This window comes from Enterobacter sp. BIDMC 30, from assembly GCF_000534355.1.
GTDB lineage: Bacteria > Pseudomonadota > Gammaproteobacteria > Enterobacterales > Enterobacteriaceae > Enterobacter > Enterobacter ludwigii.
The window spans coordinates 3,768,378-3,789,545 of sequence record NZ_KI973169.1 but is presented as its reverse complement, the minus strand read 5'-3'; the positions used below and the strand labels follow the sequence as shown (position 1 = coordinate 3,789,545).

The 21,168-nt window shown below is 51.1% G+C and carries 19 protein-coding genes; 9 read left to right on the top strand and 10 right to left on the bottom strand.

Annotated features, from left to right (window positions below; genetic code table 11):
• The first annotated feature begins 17 nt into the window (after positions 1-17).
• Positions 18-3,170 carry a multidrug efflux RND transporter permease subunit OqxB gene (oqxB, locus tag L466_RS04515; protein WP_020885098.1) on the top strand — a complete coding sequence of 1,051 codons (3,153 nt, stop codon included), beginning with the start codon at positions 18-20 and terminating at the stop codon, positions 3,168-3,170.
• A 69-nt stretch (positions 3,171-3,239) separates the two neighbouring features.
• On the opposite strand, the gene L466_RS04520 is transcribed toward oqxB, so the two are convergent.
• Both L466_RS04520 and L466_RS04525 read right to left on the bottom strand, forming a co-directional pair.
• The gene (locus L466_RS04520; RefSeq protein WP_020885097.1) at positions 3,240-3,716 is read right to left on the bottom strand and encodes an RrF2 family transcriptional regulator; all 477 of its coding nucleotides are present in this window, start codon (positions 3,714-3,716) and stop codon (positions 3,240-3,242) included.
• Positions 3,717-4,046: 330 nt separating this feature from the next.
• Positions 4,047-5,426: an aminotransferase-like domain-containing protein gene (locus tag L466_RS04525; protein WP_032681493.1), complete on the bottom strand. Its 1,380-nt coding sequence runs from the start codon at positions 5,424-5,426 to the stop codon at positions 4,047-4,049.
• A 102-nt stretch (positions 5,427-5,528) separates the two neighbouring features.
• Between L466_RS04525 and L466_RS04530 the strand changes: the two genes are divergently transcribed.
• From L466_RS04530 to L466_RS04545, 4 genes are all read left to right on the top strand, one after another.
• Positions 5,529-6,284 carry an AzlC family ABC transporter permease gene (locus tag L466_RS04530; protein WP_032677597.1) on the top strand — a complete coding sequence of 252 codons (756 nt, stop codon included), beginning with the start codon at positions 5,529-5,531 and terminating at the stop codon, positions 6,282-6,284.
• Entirely contained in the window at positions 6,277-6,576 is a 300-nt protein-coding gene (locus L466_RS04535; RefSeq protein ID WP_014168994.1) for an AzlD family protein, read from the top strand. The genes L466_RS04530 and L466_RS04535 overlap by 8 nt, the downstream gene beginning before the upstream one ends.
• 117 nt (positions 6,577-6,693) lie before the next feature.
• On the top strand, positions 6,694-7,176 hold the full coding sequence (locus L466_RS04540; RefSeq protein ID WP_032681492.1) for a glutathione peroxidase: 483 nt from the start codon (positions 6,694-6,696) through the stop codon (positions 7,174-7,176).
• Positions 7,177-7,347: 171 nt separating this feature from the next.
• Positions 7,348-8,091: an SDR family oxidoreductase gene (locus tag L466_RS04545; RefSeq protein WP_032682046.1), complete on the top strand. Its 744-nt coding sequence runs from the start codon at positions 7,348-7,350 to the stop codon at positions 8,089-8,091.
• A 150-nt stretch (positions 8,092-8,241) separates the two neighbouring features.
• Here L466_RS04545 and L466_RS04550 read toward each other — a convergent pair whose 3' ends face one another.
• Positions 8,242-8,553 carry a hypothetical protein gene (locus L466_RS04550; RefSeq protein WP_032681491.1) on the bottom strand — a complete coding sequence of 104 codons (312 nt, stop codon included), beginning with the start codon at positions 8,551-8,553 and terminating at the stop codon, positions 8,242-8,244.
• A 347-nt stretch (positions 8,554-8,900) separates the two neighbouring features.
• On the opposite strand from L466_RS04550, the gene L466_RS04555 reads away from it, so the two are divergent.
• Positions 8,901-9,578, top strand: a complete 678-nt coding sequence (locus tag L466_RS04555) for a DUF1963 domain-containing protein (protein ID WP_032681490.1) — start codon at positions 8,901-8,903, stop codon at positions 9,576-9,578.
• 75 nt (positions 9,579-9,653) lie between these two features.
• Here L466_RS04555 and L466_RS04560 read toward each other — a convergent pair whose 3' ends face one another.
• Positions 9,654-10,160, bottom strand: a complete 507-nt coding sequence (locus tag L466_RS04560; RefSeq protein ID WP_032681489.1) for a P-loop nucleotide/nucleoside kinase family protein — start codon at positions 10,158-10,160, stop codon at positions 9,654-9,656.
• Positions 10,161-10,429: 269 nt separating this feature from the next.
• Positions 10,430-11,305 carry a LysR family transcriptional regulator gene (locus L466_RS04565; protein ID WP_032681488.1) on the bottom strand — a complete coding sequence of 292 codons (876 nt, stop codon included), beginning with the start codon at positions 11,303-11,305 and terminating at the stop codon, positions 10,430-10,432.
• 128 nt (positions 11,306-11,433) lie between these two features.
• Between L466_RS04565 and gstA the strand changes: the two genes are divergently transcribed.
• Positions 11,434-12,039, top strand: a complete 606-nt coding sequence (gene gstA / locus L466_RS04570) for a glutathione transferase GstA (RefSeq protein ID WP_032681487.1) — start codon at positions 11,434-11,436, stop codon at positions 12,037-12,039.
• 332 nt (positions 12,040-12,371) lie between these two features.
• Here gstA and L466_RS04575 read toward each other — a convergent pair whose 3' ends face one another.
• Both L466_RS04575 and L466_RS04580 read right to left on the bottom strand, forming a co-directional pair.
• Entirely contained in the window at positions 12,372-13,151 is a 780-nt protein-coding gene (locus L466_RS04575; RefSeq protein ID WP_032681486.1) for an SDR family oxidoreductase, read from the bottom strand.
• On the bottom strand, positions 13,151-13,477 hold the full coding sequence (locus L466_RS04580; protein ID WP_032681485.1) for a nuclear transport factor 2 family protein: 327 nt from the start codon (positions 13,475-13,477) through the stop codon (positions 13,151-13,153). Before L466_RS04580 ends, L466_RS04575 begins: the two co-directional genes overlap by 1 nt.
• An 89-nt stretch (positions 13,478-13,566) precedes the next feature.
• Between L466_RS04580 and L466_RS04585 the strand changes: the two genes are divergently transcribed.
• Positions 13,567-13,893 (top strand): winged helix-turn-helix transcriptional regulator, encoded by a 327-nt coding sequence (locus tag L466_RS04585; RefSeq protein ID WP_032681484.1) that lies wholly within the window; start codon positions 13,567-13,569, stop codon positions 13,891-13,893.
• A 581-nt stretch (positions 13,894-14,474) separates the two neighbouring features.
• On the top strand, positions 14,475-16,055 hold the full coding sequence (locus tag L466_RS04590) for a phosphoethanolamine transferase (RefSeq protein ID WP_032681483.1): 1,581 nt from the start codon (positions 14,475-14,477) through the stop codon (positions 16,053-16,055).
• 204 nt (positions 16,056-16,259) lie between these two features.
• On the opposite strand, the gene L466_RS04595 is transcribed toward L466_RS04590, so the two are convergent.
• The 3 genes from L466_RS04595 to L466_RS04605 form a co-directional block, all read right to left on the bottom strand.
• The gene (locus L466_RS04595) at positions 16,260-17,156 is read right to left on the bottom strand and encodes a PhzF family phenazine biosynthesis protein (protein ID WP_032682045.1); all 897 of its coding nucleotides are present in this window, start codon (positions 17,154-17,156) and stop codon (positions 16,260-16,262) included.
• Positions 17,157-17,293: 137 nt separating this feature from the next.
• Positions 17,294-17,830, bottom strand: a complete 537-nt coding sequence (locus L466_RS04600; RefSeq protein WP_032681482.1) for a GNAT family N-acetyltransferase — start codon at positions 17,828-17,830, stop codon at positions 17,294-17,296.
• Between the two features lie 255 nt (positions 17,831-18,085).
• Complete coding sequence (locus L466_RS04605; RefSeq protein WP_032681481.1) at positions 18,086-21,148, bottom strand: autotransporter outer membrane beta-barrel domain-containing protein; 3,063 nt, start codon at positions 21,146-21,148, stop codon at positions 18,086-18,088.
• Positions 21,149-21,168 lie beyond the last annotated feature (20 nt).

The following is a 21,168-nucleotide window of genomic DNA, read 5'->3' as shown; positions in this document are numbered from 1 at the left end:
ACCCGAGAATCCGACATATGGACTTTTCCCGCTTTTTTATCGACAGGCCGATTTTCGCCGCAGTACTGTCGATTCTGATTTTCATCACAGGATTAATCGCTATCCCGCTGTTGCCGGTGAGCGAATATCCTGACGTCGTACCGCCAAGCGTGCAGGTGCGCGCGGAGTATCCGGGTGCCAACCCGAAAGTGATTGCAGAAACCGTGGCGACGCCGCTGGAAGAAGCCATCAACGGCGTTGAAAACATGATGTACATGAAATCCGTTGCAGGCTCTGATGGCGTACTGGTAACCACCGTGACGTTCCGCCCGGGTACCGATCCGGATCAGGCGCAGGTTCAGGTGCAAAACCGCGTGTCACAGGCCGAGGCGCGTCTGCCGGAAGATGTACGACGTCTGGGCATTACCACCCAGAAACAATCACCGACGCTGACGCTGGTGGTGCATCTGTTTTCGCCGGGCGGCAAGTACGATTCACTGTATATGCGTAACTACGCCACGCTTAAAGTGAAGGACGAACTGGCGCGTCTGCCGGGCGTGGGCCAGATTCAGATTTTTGGCTCTGGCGAATATGCGATGCGCATCTGGCTGGATCCCGACAAGGTGGCAGCCCGCGGGTTGACGGCCTCGGATGTCGTGACGGCGATGCAGGAGCAAAACGTTCAGGTTTCTGCCGGACAGCTTGGCGCCGAGCCGCTGCCGAAAGAGAGCGATTTCCTGATCTCCATTAACGCCCAGGGGCGTCTGCACACGGAAGAAGAGTTTGGCAATATTATTCTGAAAACGGCGCAAGACGGCTCGCTGGTACGCCTGCGCGACGTGGCGCGTATTGAAATGGGCTCTGGCAGCTATGCGCTGCGTTCCCAGCTCAACAACAAAGACGCGGTCGGGATTGGTATCTTCCAGTCCCCGGGCGCGAACGCCATCGATTTGTCTAACGCCGTGCGCGCGAAAATGAACGAACTGGCCACGCGTTTCCCGGAAGATATGAAATGGGCAGCACCGTACGACCCGACGGTTTTCGTTCGCGATTCCATTCGCGCGGTTGTGCAGACCCTGCTGGAAGCGGTGGTGCTGGTAGTACTGGTGGTGATCCTGTTCCTGCAGACCTGGCGCGCGTCGATTATTCCGCTGATCGCGGTGCCGGTATCGGTTGTGGGGACGTTCAGCATTCTCTACCTGCTTGGCTTCTCACTGAATACCCTGAGTTTGTTCGGGCTGGTGCTGGCTATCGGTATCGTCGTGGATGACGCCATCGTGGTGGTGGAAAACGTCGAGCGAAATATCGAAGAGGGGCTTTCTCCGCTTCAGGCGGCGCATCAGGCGATGCGTGAAGTTTCGGGGCCGATTATCGCGATTGCGCTGGTGCTGTGCGCGGTGTTTGTACCGATGGCGTTCCTCTCCGGAGTAACCGGCCAGTTCTACAAACAGTTCGCGGTGACTATCGCGATTTCGACGGTGATTTCCGCCATCAACTCACTGACGCTCTCGCCGGCACTGGCAGCGCTGCTGTTAAAACCGCACGGTGCCCCGAAAGACTTCCCGACCCGGCTTATCGATCGTCTGTTCGGCTGGCTGTTCCGTCCGTTTAACCGCTTTTTCCACCGTAGCTCTAATGGTTATCAGGGGCTGGTGGGGAAAACGCTCGGACGCCGTGGTGCGGTGTTTGTTGTATATGTGCTGCTGCTGTGCGCGGCTGGCGTCATGTTTAAAGCGGTCCCCGGTGGGTTTATACCTACCCAGGATAAGCTGTATTTAATTGGCGGCGTGAAAATGCCGGAAGGTTCTTCACTGGCCCGTACCGATGCGGTGATCCGCAAAATGAGCGAAATCGGGATGAATACCGAAGGCGTGGATTATGCGGTCGCTTTTCCTGGGCTTAACGCGCTGCAGTTCACCAACACGCCGAATACCGGGACGGTCTTCTTTGGTCTGAAACCGTTCGATCAGCGTAAACACACGGCGGCGGAAATTAACGCTGAGATCAATGCCAAAATCGCTCAAATTCAGCAGGGCTTTGGTTTCTCCATTTTGCCACCGCCGATTTTAGGGCTGGGGCAGGGGTCGGGTTATTCGCTGTACATCCAGGATCGCGGCGGTCTGGGCTATGGTGCGCTGCAAAACGCGGTGAACACCATGTCCGGTGCGATTATGCAGACGCCGGGGATGCATTTCCCGATCTCAACCTACCAGGCTAACGTTCCGCAGCTGGATGTGCAGGTTGATCGAGATAAGGCGAAAGCGCAGGGCGTGTCGCTGACCGATCTGTTCGGTACGCTGCAAACCTATCTGGGATCGTCTTATGTGAACGATTTTAACCAGTTCGGGCGTACCTGGCGCGTGATGGCGCAGGCCGACGGGCCGTTCCGCGACAGCGTGGAAGACATTGCGAATTTGCGCACCCGTAATAATCAGGGCGAAATGGTGCCAATCGGCAGTATGGTGAATATCAGCACCACCTACGGGCCGGATCCGGTGATCCGTTATAACGGTTATCCGGCGGCGGATCTGATTGGCGATGCCGATCCGCGCATTCTCTCTTCGGCACAGGCGATGACGCAACTGGACGGAATGTCTAAGCAGATCCTGCCGAACGGGATGAATATTGAATGGACGGACCTGAGCTTCCAGCAGGCCACTCAGGGCAACACGGCGCTGATCGTCTTCCCGGTTGCGGTGCTGCTGGCTTTCCTGGTGCTGGCCGCACTGTATGAAAGCTGGACCCTGCCGCTGGCGGTGATCCTGATCGTTCCGATGACGATGCTGTCCGCGCTGTTTGGCGTCTGGCTGACCGGGGGCGATAACAACGTCTTCGTGCAGGTGGGGCTGGTGGTACTCATGGGGCTGGCATGTAAAAACGCGATTCTTATCGTTGAGTTTGCGCGCGAGCTGGAGCTTCAGGGGAAAGGGATTATGGAAGCGGCGCTGGAAGCGTGCCGCCTGCGTTTACGCCCGATTGTGATGACCTCCATCGCCTTTATTGCCGGGACGATTCCGCTGATCCTCGGCCACGGCGCAGGCGCAGAAGTGCGCGGCGTCACCGGGATCACGGTGTTCTCCGGGATGCTGGGCGTGACGCTGTTTGGTCTGTTCCTGACGCCGGTGTTTTACGTGACGCTGCGTAAATTCGTTACGCGCGGCAAGCCGGTCAACGACGTTTTACCTGCCTAGGTTTTTACAGGGCACAAAAAAACCGCCTTCTCGTTAAGGCGGTTTTTTTTCGTATCAGTAAGGGCATGGCTACGCTTTTTTATGCAGGCCTTCAATTTCAGGCACCGGATCGCACCCGCTGGTATCGGCTTTTTTGACTTTTTCCAGCGCGCTGGCCACGGTATGTTGAGCCAGAACCTCTAACGAAGCCTGCTCCGCTTCATCGGCGATAGATTTGAAGTACCAGCACGCGTTGGCGCTGACGACGCAGCGAGCCGGTACGTCAGGACGCGACGCCCACAGCTTTTTATCTTCTATGACAGAAACATAGATATCACGCAGGGTGATCTTATCCGCCGGACGACCAAGATGAATAGAACCGTTACGGCCAAGGGTTGAGACGATAATGCCGTCACGCGTAAGCGGAACCATTAACTTGCGGATAAAGCTCGGATTTGCTTCCAGTCCGTAGGCCAGAATCGCACTCGTCGAACGTTCACCCGATTGCTCCGCCATCGCTACGCTGAGAACCATCTGCAAAGCTGTCGGGAAGCGGTAATCTAACATTTCATTGTCCTGGGTTGCGGTGAATCTTGTTCTTTTTGGCACCGCAGAGGTGAATAATCAATAAGTAACAATATAACAAATACGGCAATTTTTTTGAAGCAGACAACGCCTGACCTGGCCCGTAAAAAAGCGTTTACGCTTCGCGTCGAATGGCAGCATAAGACCCATCCATACGCTTTACCGATTGTATAAGCATCGTCTATTTCATCATGGCGACTGATAAAAATATTATGAAAAAATGCTGATCGAATCGCCGCTGATTTTTTGAGCACATAAAGGGAATGACATTACCCTCGTCAGAAGAAACAGGAGTCACACCTATCCTGTCATTCATACATTAAAAAGCGGGAACGGGTCTGGTTTCTGTTTGAGTTGCCCGGCAATCTCGTTGAGTTTTAAGAGTGCTTGCTTTAACTGGCTGAACTCCGTTCCGCCAATACACAACCTGACGCCGTACTGATCCGACTGTTGACCCACTTCAGTTGAGGCCGGTGCTGTCACTTTGATGCCTGTCGCCAGCGCTGCATTGTAGAAAGAGTGCGCGTCATCGCGTGAAAACGGTAACCAGAGATGAAAGCTGGGCAGCCCCGAGCGATAAACGTGCTCTCCTAAAATGTCGATAGCGAGTTGGTAACGACGCCGGGTTTCGTGTTCAATTGCGAGGGTGACGGTTTCTGCTGTGCCATCAATCAGCCATTGCTCCATGATGGAACTGCTTAGCGGAGAGACCATCATCGCCGTTGCCCTCAGCATGGATTCTGCTCGTGAATACAGCGCCTCTGGTACCAGTAGCCCGCCAATCCGCAATGCTGGATTAAGGATCTTAGATAAGCTATTCACATATAAGGTGATATCGGGGGCGATTTTGGCAATCTGTGGCAATTCTGTCGTGCTCATCAGCCGATAAACATCATCCTCAATAATCTTTATGCCCCTTTCCCGACAAACCCGAACCAGTTCCTGACGGCGGGCCAGGCTCATAATGCGTGTGGACGGACTTTGTAAGAGCGGCGTGACATAGACAGCACCGCCTTTTTCCGCATTTTCATCGAGGGTCTTTTCCAGAACAGAGACATCCATGCCTTCGTCATCCATCGGGATCCCCACTAATGTGAGCTTCAGTAAATGCGACAGCTGAATCAGCCCTGAATAGGTCTGAGCCTCAACGTACAGTCGGCCAAAAGGTTCACAGACCGTAGACAACGCTACAGAGAGCGCATGCTGAGCACCGTTCGTTAAGATGAGATGCTGGTAATCTGCCGGGACACCCAGACGACTGAACCACTGCGCAAGAAGCCGCCGGTGTTCATCATGGCCCGTTGCCGGGGCGTAAGTGTTAAACATATCCATGTCAGGACGCCGGGCGAGGGTGGTGAGTGTCTTACTCAGTGACCGGGAGGTCAGCGCTGCCGGCGGGGTGTTTTGCGACAGGTCGATAAAGGTTCGGCTTCTGGAATTGGCCAGCGCGACAAACATTCCGCTGCCCTTAACGCTTCGAACCAGACCCCGTCTTTCCAGGATCCCATAGGCTTTCGTTACAGTACCCACCGCGATACCGAGCGTATCTGCCAGTTCACGATGCGCCGGAAGGCGCGCGCCGAGCCTCAGCAGGCCTGAAAGAATATCGTCTGACAACGCCTGGACCAGCCGATCGGTAGGGGATGAATTGCCTTCTGCAAGATGGGGTTGCCACGGAGAACGTTCGCGCATGAGATTACCATAAGTGTAATGTGACACTATTTATATTTACTGATAGTGTCACATCTTTTATTCTGGCGCCAGTATTTGAAATAGACGAAATGAGCGAAACGCATGAGTGAACAACGTGTGGATGTCAGTTCTGCCAGACCATTACTGGATAAGAGTGAAACGAAGAAAAAAGAAATCCTTCGTGGCCTGAAAGATGGATTACCCGTATTACTGGGCGTGATCCCGTTTGCGCTGGTGTTGGGTGCGCAGGCAAGCCATAAGGGGCTCACGCCTCTCGACGTTCCCTTGATGACAGGATTAAATTTTGCCGGCGGGTCTGAATTTGCCGCCATACAAATCTGGACGTCGCCGCCACCTTTTTTACTTATTATGGCCGTAACATTACTGGTAAACAGTCGTCATATTTTAATGGGGGCGACGCTGGTTCCCTTACTTTCTCGTTTTCCAAAACGAAAAGTCTTACCTGCGCTTTTTTTTATGACGGATGAGAGTTGGGCACTCAGTTATAATGACGCGCATTCCAGAAATAACAAAACGGCGCCACTGTTCAGCATGCCATATTATATGGCGGTCTCTTTATCTTTCTATACGATGTGGGTTTTCTGTACCGCACTCGGCGCGTTAATTGGCCCGGTGCTGGGCGATGTTCACCAGTATGGGTTTGATATGGCCTTTCCGGCGGTCTTTCTTGTGCTGGTCAGAGGCATGTGGAATGGCATTCGTAAAGCCGTGCCCTGGATAATCAGTCTGGTTGTCTCCGTGGCGGTATGTCATTTTATTGCCGGCCTGTGGTACGTCATTGCTGGCCCTTTAGCAGGATTAGCCGTTGCCGCATTTTTAGGGGGAGAGGATGCCTGATTATCAGACCTTCATCGCCATCGTATTAATGGCACTCACCACGTATGCAACGCGTGTGACCGCTTATCTTATATTACGAAACCGGGTGCTTACGCCCAGGGCGATGACGGTACTTAAATCGTCTCCCGGTTGTGTCATGCTGGCTTTCATTGCGCCTTTTTTTGCCTCCGGAAATCCTGCAGATCTGATCGCGTTAGGGTTAACGTTGGTTGTTGCAATGCGCTTTTCAATGCCGGTGACGGTGATCTCCGGCGTGATGTTTGCCTTTATACTTCGCTATTATTTAGGGTAAGTTTCCAGACCTGCCGCGCAACCAGAAACAGAACCGACTTCCCACGTTTCATTCCCCGCCGCTGTGCGCGACGTGGTAATGTTGGCGTCGAACAGGTTCTGCGTTGAGGATCCCGCTATGACCACGTTTTATCAACTGACAGCCACCCGTCTGGATGGACAGCCTGTCGCTATGCTCGACTTCGCTGGCAAGGTGGTGTTGGTCGTGAATACCGCCAGCCAATGTGGCTTCACGCCACAATACGGCGGCCTTGAGGCGCTTTATAAGAAATACGCCGCTCAGGGGCTGGTGGTGCTTGGGTTCCCCTGCAACCAGTTCGGTAAACAGGAGCCCGGCGATGCCGACGACATCACCAGGACCTGTCACATTCATTACGGTGTGAGCTTCCCGATATTCGAGAAAATCGAGGTCAACGGAGCCGCAGCGCATCCGGTGTTTCGCTATCTGAAAAACGAATTGCCCGGCGTGCTGGGGGGACGAATCAAGTGGAACTTCACCAAGTTCCTGATCGGACGCGACGGTAAACCGCTCAAGCGTTTTGCGCCGATCACCCCCCCCGAGAAAATGGAAGCCGCAATCCTTACTGCGCTTGAACGCTAAGTATTGTGGTCATGATGGCCTGAACTTTGAAGAGTATTCATTGCAGGGGGCGTTTATCGCGCATCGCAGACGCCATGTCCGCATCTAAAAAAGCATTCACGGAAAGATGTCACTCCCTCTCCTCATGCTATATCTCCATAAACATACCCATTAATGAAAGGACGTATGGAGATGCTGAGAGGCAAAAGAGCGGTTATTACGGGTGGGGGCAGGGGATTTGGTCAGGCGCTGTGCGTATGGCTGGCGCGGGAAGGCGTTGAGGTAGAATTTTGCGCGCGGCGGGCTGATGATATTCAACAAACCTGCAGTCTTATCACTGCTGAAGGCGGTATGGCAAAAGGGTATATCTGTGATTTAACCCGGCCTGAATCCCTTTCTGCGTTTTCTTCACAGCTATTAACTTCAGACAAGCCCATAGATATTTTAATTCTCAATGCTGCCCAGTGGTTGTCAGGAACGTTAGACGACCAGCCTGATACCGACATTATTAATACCGTCAGTTCCGGCCTGACAGCGTCGATTCTTCTGACGCAGGCTCTGCTGCCTGGATTAAGACGTTCAGACAGTGCTGATATCGTCTCAATTATCTCTTCCTGCGGGATCCCGAATTTCACGGATTCAATTGCGCACCCCGCTTTTTTCGCCAGCAAACATGGGCTCAGCGGATTTACAACAAAACTCGCTCAGCAATTGTCCGAAGAAAATATACGGGTTACCGGACTGTACCCTCCTGATTTCGAACTTACAGGGTTAGATTCGAGTGTCGATAGCCAATGCAGAATGGGAGAGCGGCTCTTGAACGGGCGATCGGTCTGGGAAGCGATTCGTTTTGTGTTGGTTCAACCGCGTAGTTGCCATATAAGTAGCCTCTACTTTCAAGGTCCAACCCGCGAAGACCTGAGTGATAGGGTCTAAATCGGGTGATGTTAAACAAAACAGTCTACGCACAGAGCAGCATGTTGATACCAGATGAAACAGGCTGCTCTGTGCCTTAAGTGGATGCGTTGAGTCAATATGGGGGTTATGGCAAATCAGGGATACCGAAAGGATACCCGGAAGATGACATTAAAGCGGTGAAATTGCCTCAACAACATGCTGGAAAACGTAAGGGTCAGAAAGTAGCTTAAATTCATCATCATCCGGGTAAGTGACCGCCACATGATAGTTTTCTCCAGCAAATGCCTTCACTGACTGCAGATCCTGCCAGTAAGTTGCCAGAAAGAAATGCTCCCAACTCCCCTGCGTTTCTCTGCGAACGAATGCGCCTTTGTTCCCCGATATGCTCCTGGAATGCTCTACCCCTGTTTTTTCAAGGTGTTTTGCAAAACCTTCCGCATGTTCAAGCGGAACACATCCATGCCAGGTCCTTACAATCATTAGTGTTCTCTCTTTAGGGATGGTGAGGGTATAACCATATCATCAGAAAGCACCTCATGGTGTGATTAACGAAGAACGCTATCTCGCACATCGATTTATCGGACATTCTTCACCTTACTTCAGACTGAATCTCATGACCACGATAAATTTAGGCCACTTCCGCTCCTCGCTCGTAGGTGATCGTACGGCTCTTATGTCGGTCCGCTTTGTGCAAGAAGCGGACCTCCGTTACTATTCTGAAGAGGAAGCACAGAAATATTTAGGTCTGTTGTGTAATAATTACGATATATAATAAAAACTTCTCTATTTCAGAATCCAAGAGTATGGGCATACGCAAGGATGCAATTATGAAATCCAAGAGTGCGTTAGTTTTAGAAGAACTCAGATCCAAATTACGTACTGCATCTGTGGCACAAGTCGGTGGTTTCCGCCCTACAGCAGACCCAATTACATCCTGGTTTTTAAAAGGAGTCGCTCTTCCAGGTGAAGGGTTGCCAGTTTGGAAGGGGCAGCCGATGTTTCCGCTTCTCCAGATTCGCGTAGATGAGCTTCCCGTGATTCCTGAACAACTGAAGGGGATCGCGCTCTTAGTGCTTTATCATAATATGGAAAGCCATCCATTTGATAAACCTCATGGCGAGGGGTGGCTAATACGAGAATACGCAACCCTTGATGGGCTTGAGTTATTGCCTGCAATTAACACTCCATATCGAGCATTTCCGGTTCGGTGGGTGAGTGTCAATGATGATGCTCCGGGATGGGAGGATGCTTGGGATATTATTGACTTGTCTGACGTAAACGATGATGAGGATGCAAGTAATAGATTCTATGATGGTTTTAACCGGTACAGGGGAACCAAGGTTGGAGGATATCCAATGGAGATACAACATGGTGTGGGGATTCAAGATTTTGTCTTTCAAGTGGGGTCAGAAGAAAAAGTAAACTGGATGTGGGCGGACAATGGTATCGGCTATTTTCACAAATCCCCAGAGGGACTCTGGACGTTTTCATCTCAGTTTTACTAGAAACTCAACGTCCTCTCATCGCTCACAGCGGACCTTGCGGCTCGTATGCCGGTCCGCTTTGTGCAGAAAGTAAATTCAGCTGTATTCAATAATATCAAACCCTTCATCAGCCGTTGGCTCTGCGAAAAAGCGCGTTATGGTTTCAAATTCTTGATCTGAGGCTGTAAATTCATGCATTCCTTCTGCATTACGGGCGCGCAAGCGGGATTTACATACTTCATCAGTAACTTTCAGATAATGCAGCCTGTTACTGGCACCTGACTCCTTAATGATGCTCATCATCCATTCACGATTGGTTTGTGTGTTTGCCGGAAAATCCAGAACTACGGATAAACCCGCTTTGAGTAGCGACACCAGGTGAGGCTTCATAGCGTTTCTGAGTCTTGAGGAATACTGCACATAATCAGTTATGGATTGCATTTCATTGGCAAAGAGGGCAGCCAGCCAATAATCTTCACTGACAATTATGGTGCCGGGTAATGCACCTAACTTTGCTGACAATGTGGATTTGCCTGATGCAATTTTCCCACATAACAAGTGCAAAGTGGGTTTTTCTGACGTTGTTACTGAAGCGATATCCATTATTTACCTCACTGGATTGTTACCGGTAAGGCCCGCCTTACCGGCGGGAAAATGGCGAACGTTATCCCACCTGAGTCAGACAGGTGATAATAATCATTGAATGGAATAGGACAGAGTGTGTTTTCATTGTCATTCAAGTTAACAGGGCCTGAATGCAAAATCAGCAATTTTTTTCCCTTATATACTGAATGTCCACTCCAGTGAGTTTGGCCGCTTTGTGCCAGAAGCGGACATTTAACAAGGCGCTGAATTGAATAACACCAGCTGGCTCATCTTCGCTTACGTAGCGCATTAAGTAGCGTCTGCGTTGCATCGGAAGACGCTCCAGATGACGAACAAACCAGCCCAAATTCCCGGTGTATAGCAGGCGTCAAAGGCACCACGCACAGGTTGCGCAGCGTCTCCGGCAGGGCTGATTCAGGTACAAGGGCGACGCCCATCTCTTCCCCGACCAGCTTACAGGCGCTAATCCAGTCGCGTACTGTCACGCGTATATCAGAAAGTTGCAAACCAGCCATTTCCATCAGGCTTTTTCCATTAACGACACATCCGCCTGTGGCCAGAATAAAGGGCTGGTCTGCCAGCGCCTTTAGCGTTATGCCATAAGCCCTGGCATGATGCGCCAGCTGATGTTTAGCTGGTATTACCGCGACCCATGCATCCTGTCCTAATATAACCTCTGCACGCCCGGGGCCGGGATTCATGACCACCCCAAGTTCTACGGTATCGGCGGCAAGCCACTCTTCGACTTCCTCGTCCGATCCTTCCAGGACAACGATTTCAATACCCGGATGCAGGCGCTTAACGTCGCGAAGAAGCCCTGGCAACAATGTGGATGTCACTGAGGGAAAACTGGCCAGGCGAATGCGCCCCCGGTGTAAGTCTCGGCTTTTATCAGCCAGTATGCGGATGGCATTCAGCTGCGAAAGCATGTTTCGTGCATTTTCAATAACCTGCTCACCCAGCGCGGTAATACCGATATACCGTCGCTCACGCGTAAATACCGGGAATCCAAGCGAAGCTTCGAGCTGGGCGATGGCCTGGCTGGCACCTGACTGAGTCATTCCTATCTCTTCTGCGGCGCGCGAGATGTTGCCGGCATCGGCGACGGCCACCAGCAGGCGCCAGTGTAAAAGATTCATCATGATTATCAGTAGCTCAGCTAATAGTTAGATTCTATATCATTAATTTTACAGCGAAATACGCGTCAAATACAGTGAGTTCAGAATTGCTTCGAATTCCTCGATGGCTTTACACATTTAACGGAGACAACATGAAACTCTATTACGCCCCGGATACCTGTTCGTTATCACCGCACATTGTGCTGCGCGAACTGGAAATTGAATTTGAACTGGTGAAGGTTACCAACAAAAGCAAGCTCACTGCTGATGGTCGCGACTTCCGCACCATTAACCCTAAAGGTTATGTCGCTGCACTTGAATTGGATAATGGGCAGATACTCACTGAGGGGCCAGCCATTGTGCAGTACCTCGCCGATCTTAAACCAGAATATGGCCTGGCACCGCGCGCAGACAGTTGGGCTCGGGTGCGTCTGCAGGAATGGCTAAACTTTATCACTAGTGAAATACACGCTGGCTCGGCACCGCTGTTCAACCCCGCACTGCCCGAGGACATCAAAGCGATTTTTCAGGATAAGCTCTTCCGAAAGTTCGATTTACTCCAGGCGAGGCTCAACGAAAACACTTATCTGACTGGCTCATCCTTCAGCGTAGCGGATGCCTACCTTTTTACTGTGCTGGGTTGGTGTAAATTCTTCTCAATCCGACTGGAACGCTGGCCAGCGCTACCGGCGTACATGGAAAAAATAAATGCCCGACCTGCTGTACAGGCTGCATTACTGGCTGAAGCGTCTCAGTAGGGTAGGTAATCGCTTATTGCTGGACACAGCATGTTGAGTGTCTGCAAAGAGGTCGTCTGCCCTTTGTTCTACGCGGGCCTGAAGTTGCGCGTAGCGTTCTGCTCTTTAGCATGAGCAGATGCTGAAACCCATTCCCGGCGGCATTCACTGCTGCTTTCGTTTCATTATGGACTCAACGCCGCGCGACTTTTTGCCTTAATCTTTGCCTCAAGTCAGACCTTGCGGCTCTTATATCAGGCCGCTTTATACCCTAAGCGGCCGTTACGCCTGGCCACTCGTTTGTCGTGAGGAAACGTTAAGGCTCAAAATAATGCACTGTTTCAGATATAAAATTATACCGTCGGGACAGTACCGCCATCGATCACATATTCCGTACCGGTAATAGTGGCAGCACAGGATGACGCAAGGAAGACGATGAGGTTCGCCACTTCGATGGGCTTTGAGGGACGGCCCAGCGGAATTCCACCGAGTGCATTCATGATGATCTGCTTACCGCCCTCGTAGTCCGTTCCAGTCTGCTGAGCAAGTCGTTCCGCCATCGCTACCGATGCTTCGGTTTCTACCCAGCCAGGCGCCACACGCACCACCCGAATTCCCTTAGGGGACACCTCTTTCGACAGGCTTTTGCTGTACGCCGACAGTGCCGCTTTGGCCGCCGCATATCCGGTGGTCGATTCCGGTAACGGCAGTTCACGCTGAATAGAGGTGACGTGGATGATCACCCCATCCTGTTGCGCCAGCATCCCAGGCAACAACGCGCGATCTAAGCGTACCGCAGGCAACAGATTAAGATTGAGCTCCTGTTGCCATTCCTCTTCCCCAAGGGCTGCAAACCCACCGCCGGGAGCGGTAGAACCGCCTGCTACGTGGATGATGATATCGACGCCGCCCAGGTGTTTCTGAACGGCGTCCACGACTAAATTACATCCCTGGATGGTGGTCAGATCCGCCGCCACGAAAGCGTCTGCGGTAGATTCTGCGGGCTCGTGACGCGCGGTGGTTAGCACCGTTGCCCCTTGCTGTTTTAAAAGGCGGACAACTGCTTTGCCGATCCCTTTGGTACCTGCGGTAACCAGAACACGTCTGCCCTGTAAATCAAGATCCATCAGCATCAGATTATCTCCAGAGTCGCAATCTTGTCGCCAGCGAGGCCGAAAGTATGTGTAAGCATCACGGGGCTGCCGGGAAAATTACCGACAACGTTCGAGGTGACTATTACCCGATCGCCTTGCGTGAGAACTTCAATGGGGTGAACGCTATAGTCGAACGCATCACGCGCCGCGCGTTGCCACGCTTCGATTGCCGCGTGCCCCCGATGGGTTTTACCTTCGTCGAACACGATGGCATTGAGGGTAAAACAGCGCTTAACGCTGGCAATATCGGCACCATTGCCGATCGCAAAATAGGTTGAAATAGCTTGCGGTAGAGATAATGACATGGCCCTTACTCCCGTTATTTACAGTACGGGAATTTTTAACATAGACTGTAAAATTGACAAGTACGCACAAAAAAGTGAGCAACTGAATTATGAGTAAGTTATATAGCCCGGAATCTGCCGCAAGCGGCGTGGAACAAGTTCTGCGAATGCTGGAAGGTCGCTGGAAACTCATTATTCTGTTTCATCTTTTCGACGGAAAGGTGCAACGCTATTCTGATTTTGAAAAACTGATCCCCGAAATTTCGCAGAAGATGCTGGCACAACAGCTGCGGCAGCTGGAGGCCGACGGCATTGTGTCACGTAGGGTGTATCCTCAGGTTCCACCGAAAGTCGAATATCGGCTCACTGAGTGGGGGCAGGCGCTGTGTCCGGCTCTTGATGCGATGCTGAAATGGGCAGAAAAACGCGAGGTCTAGGGGCTCGGGTACATTTTTGTTTATGGTCGAAAATTGTTGATGTTCATTCCTTGCTGATAGCAGACCTTGCGGCTCTTATTTCGGTCCGCTTTGTGCCGGGAGTGGACATTATTTTTCTCGACTTATTCTAAATTCAATGCAAGGTACAATTATGAAATATATTGTCTGGTTTAAATTATGAACACAACCAAACCCATAAAGGGCAATATTGTGAAACGGAGGAATATTTGCATATGGCCTCATGGCCGCATCCCTGCTCATAGGCTGTTATGCGGACGTACAACGCATTGAGTGGAGTAGGGAGCATGATAAAGAGCGAAGTATGAAAATCGAAATCTACTAATCCTCGTAGTACCGAAGATTGCCGGCATACTATAGACTCTGGCACCCGCAGCGTTTCATATTCTAAAAGTCCTCAAGAAAGCTAAACAAGGCGTCCTGATTCTGTGAACCCTTTGAGCTTATGGAGCATATTTGCATTAATTGATCAAGCTCAGCTGATTATATAATAAACAAGAACCACACTATTTTCTATTTTTAAATAAAACGGATAAAAACCGAGCCGGTTTAGGTGCTATGAAATGTTATTAACTCTTAAAAAAATTTGTTATGATAATTTTAGATTTGTTTTAAGTGGGGCGTTTTTTATAATTTCAGTATCCATTGTTGTTATTGTTAATTTTATTGGTGCGCGTTATAATTTGGTCATTAATCGCACCTTGGTTTTTGCTTTTCTGTTATTAACACTTCTTTGTATCAATAGCAAAATATTAAAAAACCTTATTGGCTTTATAGTCTTAACATTAATCGCTGCTGATTTGTCTCTTCAGATGTATGCCTGGAATCACTTCAATGCTAAATTTGACTATGGTTTTGCATTAAGTGTAATAAATACTACAGGTAGCGAAGCATTTTCAATGTTAGGCGTTTATTGGAGGAGTTGTGCAATTTTTATGGGGTTGCTGTGTTTATTTTTTTTAACTATCAACTGTAGCACAAGTACCCTGCCGTTAAAGTATAGGCGATACCCTGCAATATTATTCGTGCTTTTGCTAACTGGCTATACTGTACAGGGTGTACTGCATCAATTACGAAAAAGCAATGTTGATAGCCTTGCTCAACGTGTTGTAAATTCAACTCCGCTGAGCACGGCTACAGTCTTTATGCAAGCCATCTCTGATATGAGTATTGCCTCCAGTATTAATAATAATACACCTGACTATTCAATATCACTATCAGATACCGGAATTGATAATTATGTAATTATTATTGGAGAGTCTGAGCGCAGTGCAAATATGAGCATATATGGATATGAGCGAAGCACGACTCCTGAACTGGAAGCAGAAAGGAAAAATCTTCTGTTGTTCCAGCATGCCATTAGCCCCGCGCCAGTGACCATTATGGCTGTGCCACTTGCGCTCACTGCTGATTCAGTACAGGAAGCAGATCCCGCTAAGTACAGTGACAATATTATTAGTATAGCGAACAAAGCCGGGTACGATACGTACTGGTATAGCCACCAGGGAAAAGGGGGCGCATATAATAATGTGATTACAGGTATCGCTATGAAAACCAAACACCATCAGTGGATTGATCAGGGGTTCGATGACTCTTTGCTCCCAGAACTTGAATCAACGCTGAAAACATCTGGTAAGAAATTAATTGTGCTACATCTATATGGTAGCCACGAACCAGCCTGCGCGCGCTTCCCAAAAGATGCATCCGTCTTTAAAGATGGAAATAAAGATGATGATTGCTATGATAACTCTGTGCGCTTCACGGATTATGTTATGGGGAAAGTTTTTAGCCAACTTTCAAATACACGCTCTTCTGTATTTTACTTTTCTGACCATGCCTTAATACGCGATCCTTCACGTTCAGTGGTATATTACCATGCAGGGGCTAATCCCCCCCGGGAAGCGTTATCTGTCCCAGCTTTCATTTGGTATAGCCCTAAAGTTGAAAGAAAGAATAAGTTGATCGGAGACTACGATACGCCATGGTCTACCGATGATGCGAATACCCTTTCCGAATTATGGCTCGGAATACATCGGGTTGAAAATGATATCGTTAGCTTGCAAAAGTGGCTACAGGACTATCAAAAACCGATTGTAATTAAGGATACAACGGGTAAGAAATTTAATTGGACGGATATAAAGTAGTAGAAACGATGATTCTTGGTTAAAAATTATTCTTCCGATTGACTGAAAAAAATTCATGACTATGGGAGCCAGGCCTGAAGAGGTACTGGCTCGTACTCTAAATATTCATGACCAGCTCTCCATTGATTTATACACTATGCTCTGAGTCAATCTTCATCGGGTGTGATAAAAATTGCGACATCCGCACCTCATTCACCGCGGCCGTCAGGGCAATGTAAATGAGCCTTCCATGACAACAACGCTTTTTCCTCCTACCCGAACTGACGGGCTTTCTGCAGTGCCGTCATAACCTGAAAATAATATGCTGGCGCGCCCCATATCAACGCCCTGGCTTACGCGAAGAGAGAGCTCTTTTTTATTGCGAAGCTGAGCCAGCAGGGCTGTTACTGCGCCAGTCGCGCTGCCTGTTGCCGGATCTTCGGTCATGCGTGGCGTAAACATCCGGGCCTGCAAATCACACGGGTCTTCAGGATCCGTTTCCAGCGTATAGGCGTAAATGGACACCGCACCGTCGAGGGGCAAAATAGCCCGGAAACCCTGCAAATTGGGTACGCAACAGCGAAGCGCATTTCGGGTCGCGAGTTCGGCAATCAAGAAAGGCAGGCCAACAGAGGCGACGACAGGCATATGCATTTCAGTGCGTATATCACTGGCTTCAAGAGAGAGGCAGGCCGCCACGTTTTCTGGACTGACTTCTGAGTGGCAGGATAAAGCTTGCGGAACAAGAAGCTCTGCACCCGTGACCTTTGCATTTTCTCTGATAATCCTGACAGGTACCCGCCCGGCGGCTTCTTCGAATATCAGCGTTTCAGGTAGCGATTCGCCATTCAGTTCAGCCTGATACGCCAGGACAAAAGCAGTCCCAATATTGGGATGACCAGCGAAAGGGATTTCACGCGTCGGGGTAAAAATCCGTACCCAAGCCGTATGTGATGGTTCTTCAGGAGGTAAAACAAACGTCGTTTCACTATAGCCAAATTCTAACGCGAGCAGCTGCATTTGCTCAGTGGTCAATCCCTCGGCATCCAGAACGACAGCTACCGGGTTACCGCAAAACGGTTTATCAGTAAACACATCTGCAATCACATAACGTCTTCTCACCAGGACCTCAACTTCCATGCCTTAAAATGAATTTATACTCAACGAGTTTATCGTTTTAATATACGCTCACGTGAAAACATAACCCACTGGCATTTACCTGTATGCGTATTTTTCACCTTAACGACGGACGGTGATGTTTACCTGATTTTGTTCATCCACTCCGTTAAGGTGAGTGAATACAAAAGGCTCGGCGGTGCGTCTTTAATATCATGTATATCTCTGACATATCTCAGTCCCGTTTTCTCAAGAACGTTCTGTGACGCCAGATGGTTAGCTCTGACAACGGCTGAGATCTCGGTGAGTTTCCTATCATCAAAACCATACCTTACCGCGCGTGTAGCAAATTCTGTTGCCAGGCCTTTTCCCCAGGCATCTGTCGATAACCGATATCCAAGATTGTTAATCACACTATCGCCATAGCTACGGATGCTCAGACCACCAAATCCGATAATTTTTTCAGGGGATTCGAGAAGCGATATGGTGAAGCTACCAAAGCTGTGAGTTTGCCAGTGGGCGAGCCAGCGATTGAGAACCGTTTTTGCATGATCAATATCCGGGTAGGGGCCTGCGGGGTTAAACGTGTTCGTCGCCGGATCACCATAAATTCTGAAGAGATCCGCTACGTCTGATGCCATTACCGGGCGAAGGCACAATCGAGTTGTTTCAATTCGCAAACAGACCTCCTGATATGTGTTGACGGGAATATGTCTTTCATTAATTGATGCTCTCTGATTTAAGCATATATGTGCTTTAGCGTAATTCGACAGATCCGATTGTGTGCTGTCGTGGCGAAACGCACACGACGAATACCCTGGTGTGTTAACCAATGGGCACAGATCAGCCTCACCAGACATCAGTATGCGATGGACAGAATACGGACAAAAAAAGACCCGCAGTAAGCGGGTCTGTATAAATGCTGAAAAGGGTAATCAGAACGACCAGCGCAGGTTAGCGTTGACCGAATTGATGCGGGTGTCTTGACCGAGTTGCCCCTGATAACCGACATCCAGCGTCGCAGCGCGCGACAGCTGTACGCTGACGCCGATATCGCCCACCATCACGTCCTCATCAACGGCCTGGCCCTGGGTGATGAACGCGTCACTGCCGGCAAATGCCATCCGCGATGAGGTGTTTTTATCCCCGTAGGCGTGCTGCCAGCCCAACGAACCATACAGGTTAACGTTTTTCGGCAGTTCGGTGACGCCGCGCATCCCGAGCGTGGAGTAGAAGGTGTTCATCGTTTCATTACGCACGCTCAGCGCGGCGGCACCGCCATCTTCCCTGAAACTGTCGGTATGCAGTCGAATCCAGGACAGGTTGATAAACGGTTCAACATTCATCGCCGGCTGGCCAAAACGGTAGCCCGCCTCGGTAAACGCCAGCAGCGAGTTGGCGTCGTAATCTGACTTCAGGCGGTCCGAGAAACCACTGAAATCAACGTTGCGCTCGCCTTCAATCTTGTGCCAGGTGTAACCCAGCGCGCCGCGCAGTGAGAACGCATTCTGTTGCGCTGCGGCATACAGGCCAAGGTGATAGTTGTCGGTATCCGTAGATGAACGACGGCTATCGACGTCGTAATCACCACGGCTATAGCCGAAGTACCCCCCGACACGTACGTTATGGTCAGCCAACGTGCGATCCGCGCCCAGCAGGAAGCCGGTGGTGTTGCCGTCCAGCTTGCCTGCGTTACCGTTGTCGCGCGTTCTGCTCCAGGAACTGAAGGTCTGGCCCCATACGCCGTTATTTTGTTGCTCCGGCTGTTGTACCAGCGACATCGCTAACGGCGGTATCGGCAGACTGTCATTATCGAACGCGCGCTGCATGCGCTGGTTCAGTACGTTGAACAGCTGAGTGCTGCCGGCGATCAGGTTAGACTGTACCGACGGGTAAACTTCACCTGACAGCTGGTTGAACGCCTCGCGCGCTTGCGGTGCGCTGAGTACCAGCAGAGAGTTATACAGCGCCAGGGAAGGGCCGTTTTGTGTCAGCGTGGAAAGCGCGCCGGCGGTATTCCACTGGTTGCTGGTGTTGGCCACCGTCTGGAAAATACCCGGTTTACCGCTGCCTGGATTTTCTCCACCTGGATTCTCGCCGCCTGGATTCTCACCGCCTGGATTCTCACCGCCCGGATTTTCACCGCCAGGGTTCTCACCACCCGGGTTTTCGCCCCCAGGATTCTCACCGCCCGGATTCTCACCACCCGGGTTTTCACCCCCAGGATTCTCTCCGCCGATCTCTTTCTGCGCGATGGTGAGATCGACAGCGTCGGTGCTCTGTTTCAGTGCCACGTCCAGGAAAGCGGATTTGGAGATGGCCCCGGAGAACTGGCCGTCAATTCCCCCGTCGGAGGTTAGAATGCGATAGCTTTGGCCCGTTTTGTAGCTGGTCTGCGGATCCAGCGCGGTAACCTGTACTTTAGCCTGATCGCTGATGGTCGTTTTGCCAGACACCAGTAACTGATCGCTGCGGCCGTCACCGGCGATATCAACGTCATAGAACGATTCACCCACAAAGTTCAGGTAGCGTTTCAGCGTCAGCGTGCCGATAGTGCCATCACCGGGCGAGATATGGCCGCCGGAGAGGATCTCTGTCTGGCCCAGCGTGCCGTCACCGCCCAGCGTGCCGCCGGCTTTGATCGACGCGGCGCTGCTGTAACCTTGTCCGTTACTGACCTCCGATCCCGCCGTCGCGTTGAGGATCAGCGTGCCGCCGTTCTCGGCGCTAAGCGTCTGCACATCAAAAATATCGTCCTCGGGTTGGGTGTTGATATTGCTGGCAATAATGACTTTTCCACCGCGCGCGGTCACGTTCGCCTTGAGCCCTGAAAGATCGCCGTTCAGCGTGGTCTGACCTGAGGTATTGATCACTTCACCTTCGCCGCTCATCTTGTTGCTGAAAACGTATTTTCCGTCGGTATGGTTGAAGTAGACATAGCTGCCGAATAACCCACCCCGAAGGCTGATTGCCGTCTTCGCATCAAGAGTGCCCGCGCCGCCCGCCGCGCCGAGCGTCGGCTCCGTTAAACCGGTGCCGGAGTCCATATTGCCGCGGCTGCCGATTATCAGCGCGCCCCGGTTCGAGCCGGAACCCGTCATCCCCACTACCAGCTCGTTACTGCCTGCGGAAAATGCACCGCCGTCCATGACCGACAGTACGCCATTGCCGTAATCGCCAACGCTAACGCTGCTGGCACTGGTAAAACGCGAGCCCTCGCCCGCGATAACCAGCTCGGCGGTTTTACGCGCGCCAGAGACGCCCGCCACCTGAATGTTGCCCACGTTAACCGCTCCGCCGTTGAGCACGTCCAGATCGCCATAAAGCGTGAGCGTACGGCCAACATTCCATTGCGAACTGGATCCCGTGACGGTGGCTTTCGGGCTCAGCTTGTCGGTTTCATCTGGGCCGGAACCATTGCCGATACGGGCATCGTAGGTAGTGTTGAGCGTCGCACCGTTTTCAATCGCCAGCGTGGAGCGGGCACCCAGGTCAGTGCCGACGCTGAGAAAATTACTGACGACGCGTGAACCGGCGCCCGTAGCGATAAGGTGGCTGTCGTAGCCACGGGTGGTACCGACCACGATCTCCTTCGCGCTGGCCAGCGCCCCGTCTTCAACTCGCAGGGTGCCCAGGCCAAGATTCAGGCCACCACGCAGAATGTACTGATCGTTAACCGCGTTCAGCTCAGCATTTGGTCCGCGGACCGTGACCGCGCTTTCATAAATTTGTCCGTTGAACAGTCGACCGATATTGATGTTATAGGCAGTGATTTTGCCATTATCGATCAGCAGGTTCCCACGTTGGTTACGGCCGACGTAAACATCGCCGGTGTAACCTAAAGATTCGGTAACACGCGCGTCGCCGTCAAAAATGGCATCCGCTGCGCGAGCGAAATCGGCAGGGGAGAGCATCAACAGCGGTGCGGAAAATAGAGCGAGGTAAAGTCTGGAAAGCGGTGTCTTAACCGCTAAAGAATGCGATGTAGAGTTATTCACGGGCTATCTCCGTACTCATT

Bases quoted from the DNA above. Each gene is read 5' to 3' on its own strand.
- oqxB (WP_020885098.1), top strand. From the start codon at position 18: ATGGACTTTTCCCGCTTTTTTATCGACAGGCCGATTTTCGCCGCAGTA.
- L466_RS04520 (WP_020885097.1), bottom strand. From the start codon at position 3,716: ATGTTAGATTACCGCTTCCCGACAGCTTTGCAGATGGTTCTCAGCGTA.
- L466_RS04525 (WP_032681493.1), bottom strand. From the start codon at position 5,426: ATGCGCGAACGTTCTCCGTGGCAACCCCATCTTGCAGAAGGCAATTCA.
- L466_RS04530 (WP_032677597.1), top strand. From the start codon at position 5,529: ATGAGTGAACAACGTGTGGATGTCAGTTCTGCCAGACCATTACTGGAT.
- L466_RS04535 (WP_014168994.1), top strand. From the start codon at position 6,277: ATGCCTGATTATCAGACCTTCATCGCCATCGTATTAATGGCACTCACC.
- L466_RS04540 (WP_032681492.1), top strand. From the start codon at position 6,694: ATGACCACGTTTTATCAACTGACAGCCACCCGTCTGGATGGACAGCCT.
- L466_RS04545 (WP_032682046.1), top strand. From the start codon at position 7,348: ATGCTGAGAGGCAAAAGAGCGGTTATTACGGGTGGGGGCAGGGGATTT.
- L466_RS04550 (WP_032681491.1), bottom strand. From the start codon at position 8,553: ATGATTGTAAGGACCTGGCATGGATGTGTTCCGCTTGAACATGCGGAA.
- L466_RS04555 (WP_032681490.1), top strand. From the start codon at position 8,901: ATGAAATCCAAGAGTGCGTTAGTTTTAGAAGAACTCAGATCCAAATTA.
- L466_RS04560 (WP_032681489.1), bottom strand. From the start codon at position 10,160: ATGGATATCGCTTCAGTAACAACGTCAGAAAAACCCACTTTGCACTTG.
- L466_RS04565 (WP_032681488.1), bottom strand. From the start codon at position 11,305: ATGATGAATCTTTTACACTGGCGCCTGCTGGTGGCCGTCGCCGATGCC.
- gstA (WP_032681487.1), top strand. From the start codon at position 11,434: ATGAAACTCTATTACGCCCCGGATACCTGTTCGTTATCACCGCACATT.
- L466_RS04575 (WP_032681486.1), bottom strand. From the start codon at position 13,151: ATGCTGATGGATCTTGATTTACAGGGCAGACGTGTTCTGGTTACCGCA.
- L466_RS04580 (WP_032681485.1), bottom strand. From the start codon at position 13,477: ATGTCATTATCTCTACCGCAAGCTATTTCAACCTATTTTGCGATCGGC.
- L466_RS04585 (WP_032681484.1), top strand. From the start codon at position 13,567: ATGAGTAAGTTATATAGCCCGGAATCTGCCGCAAGCGGCGTGGAACAA.
- L466_RS04590 (WP_032681483.1), top strand. From the start codon at position 14,475: ATGTTATTAACTCTTAAAAAAATTTGTTATGATAATTTTAGATTTGTT.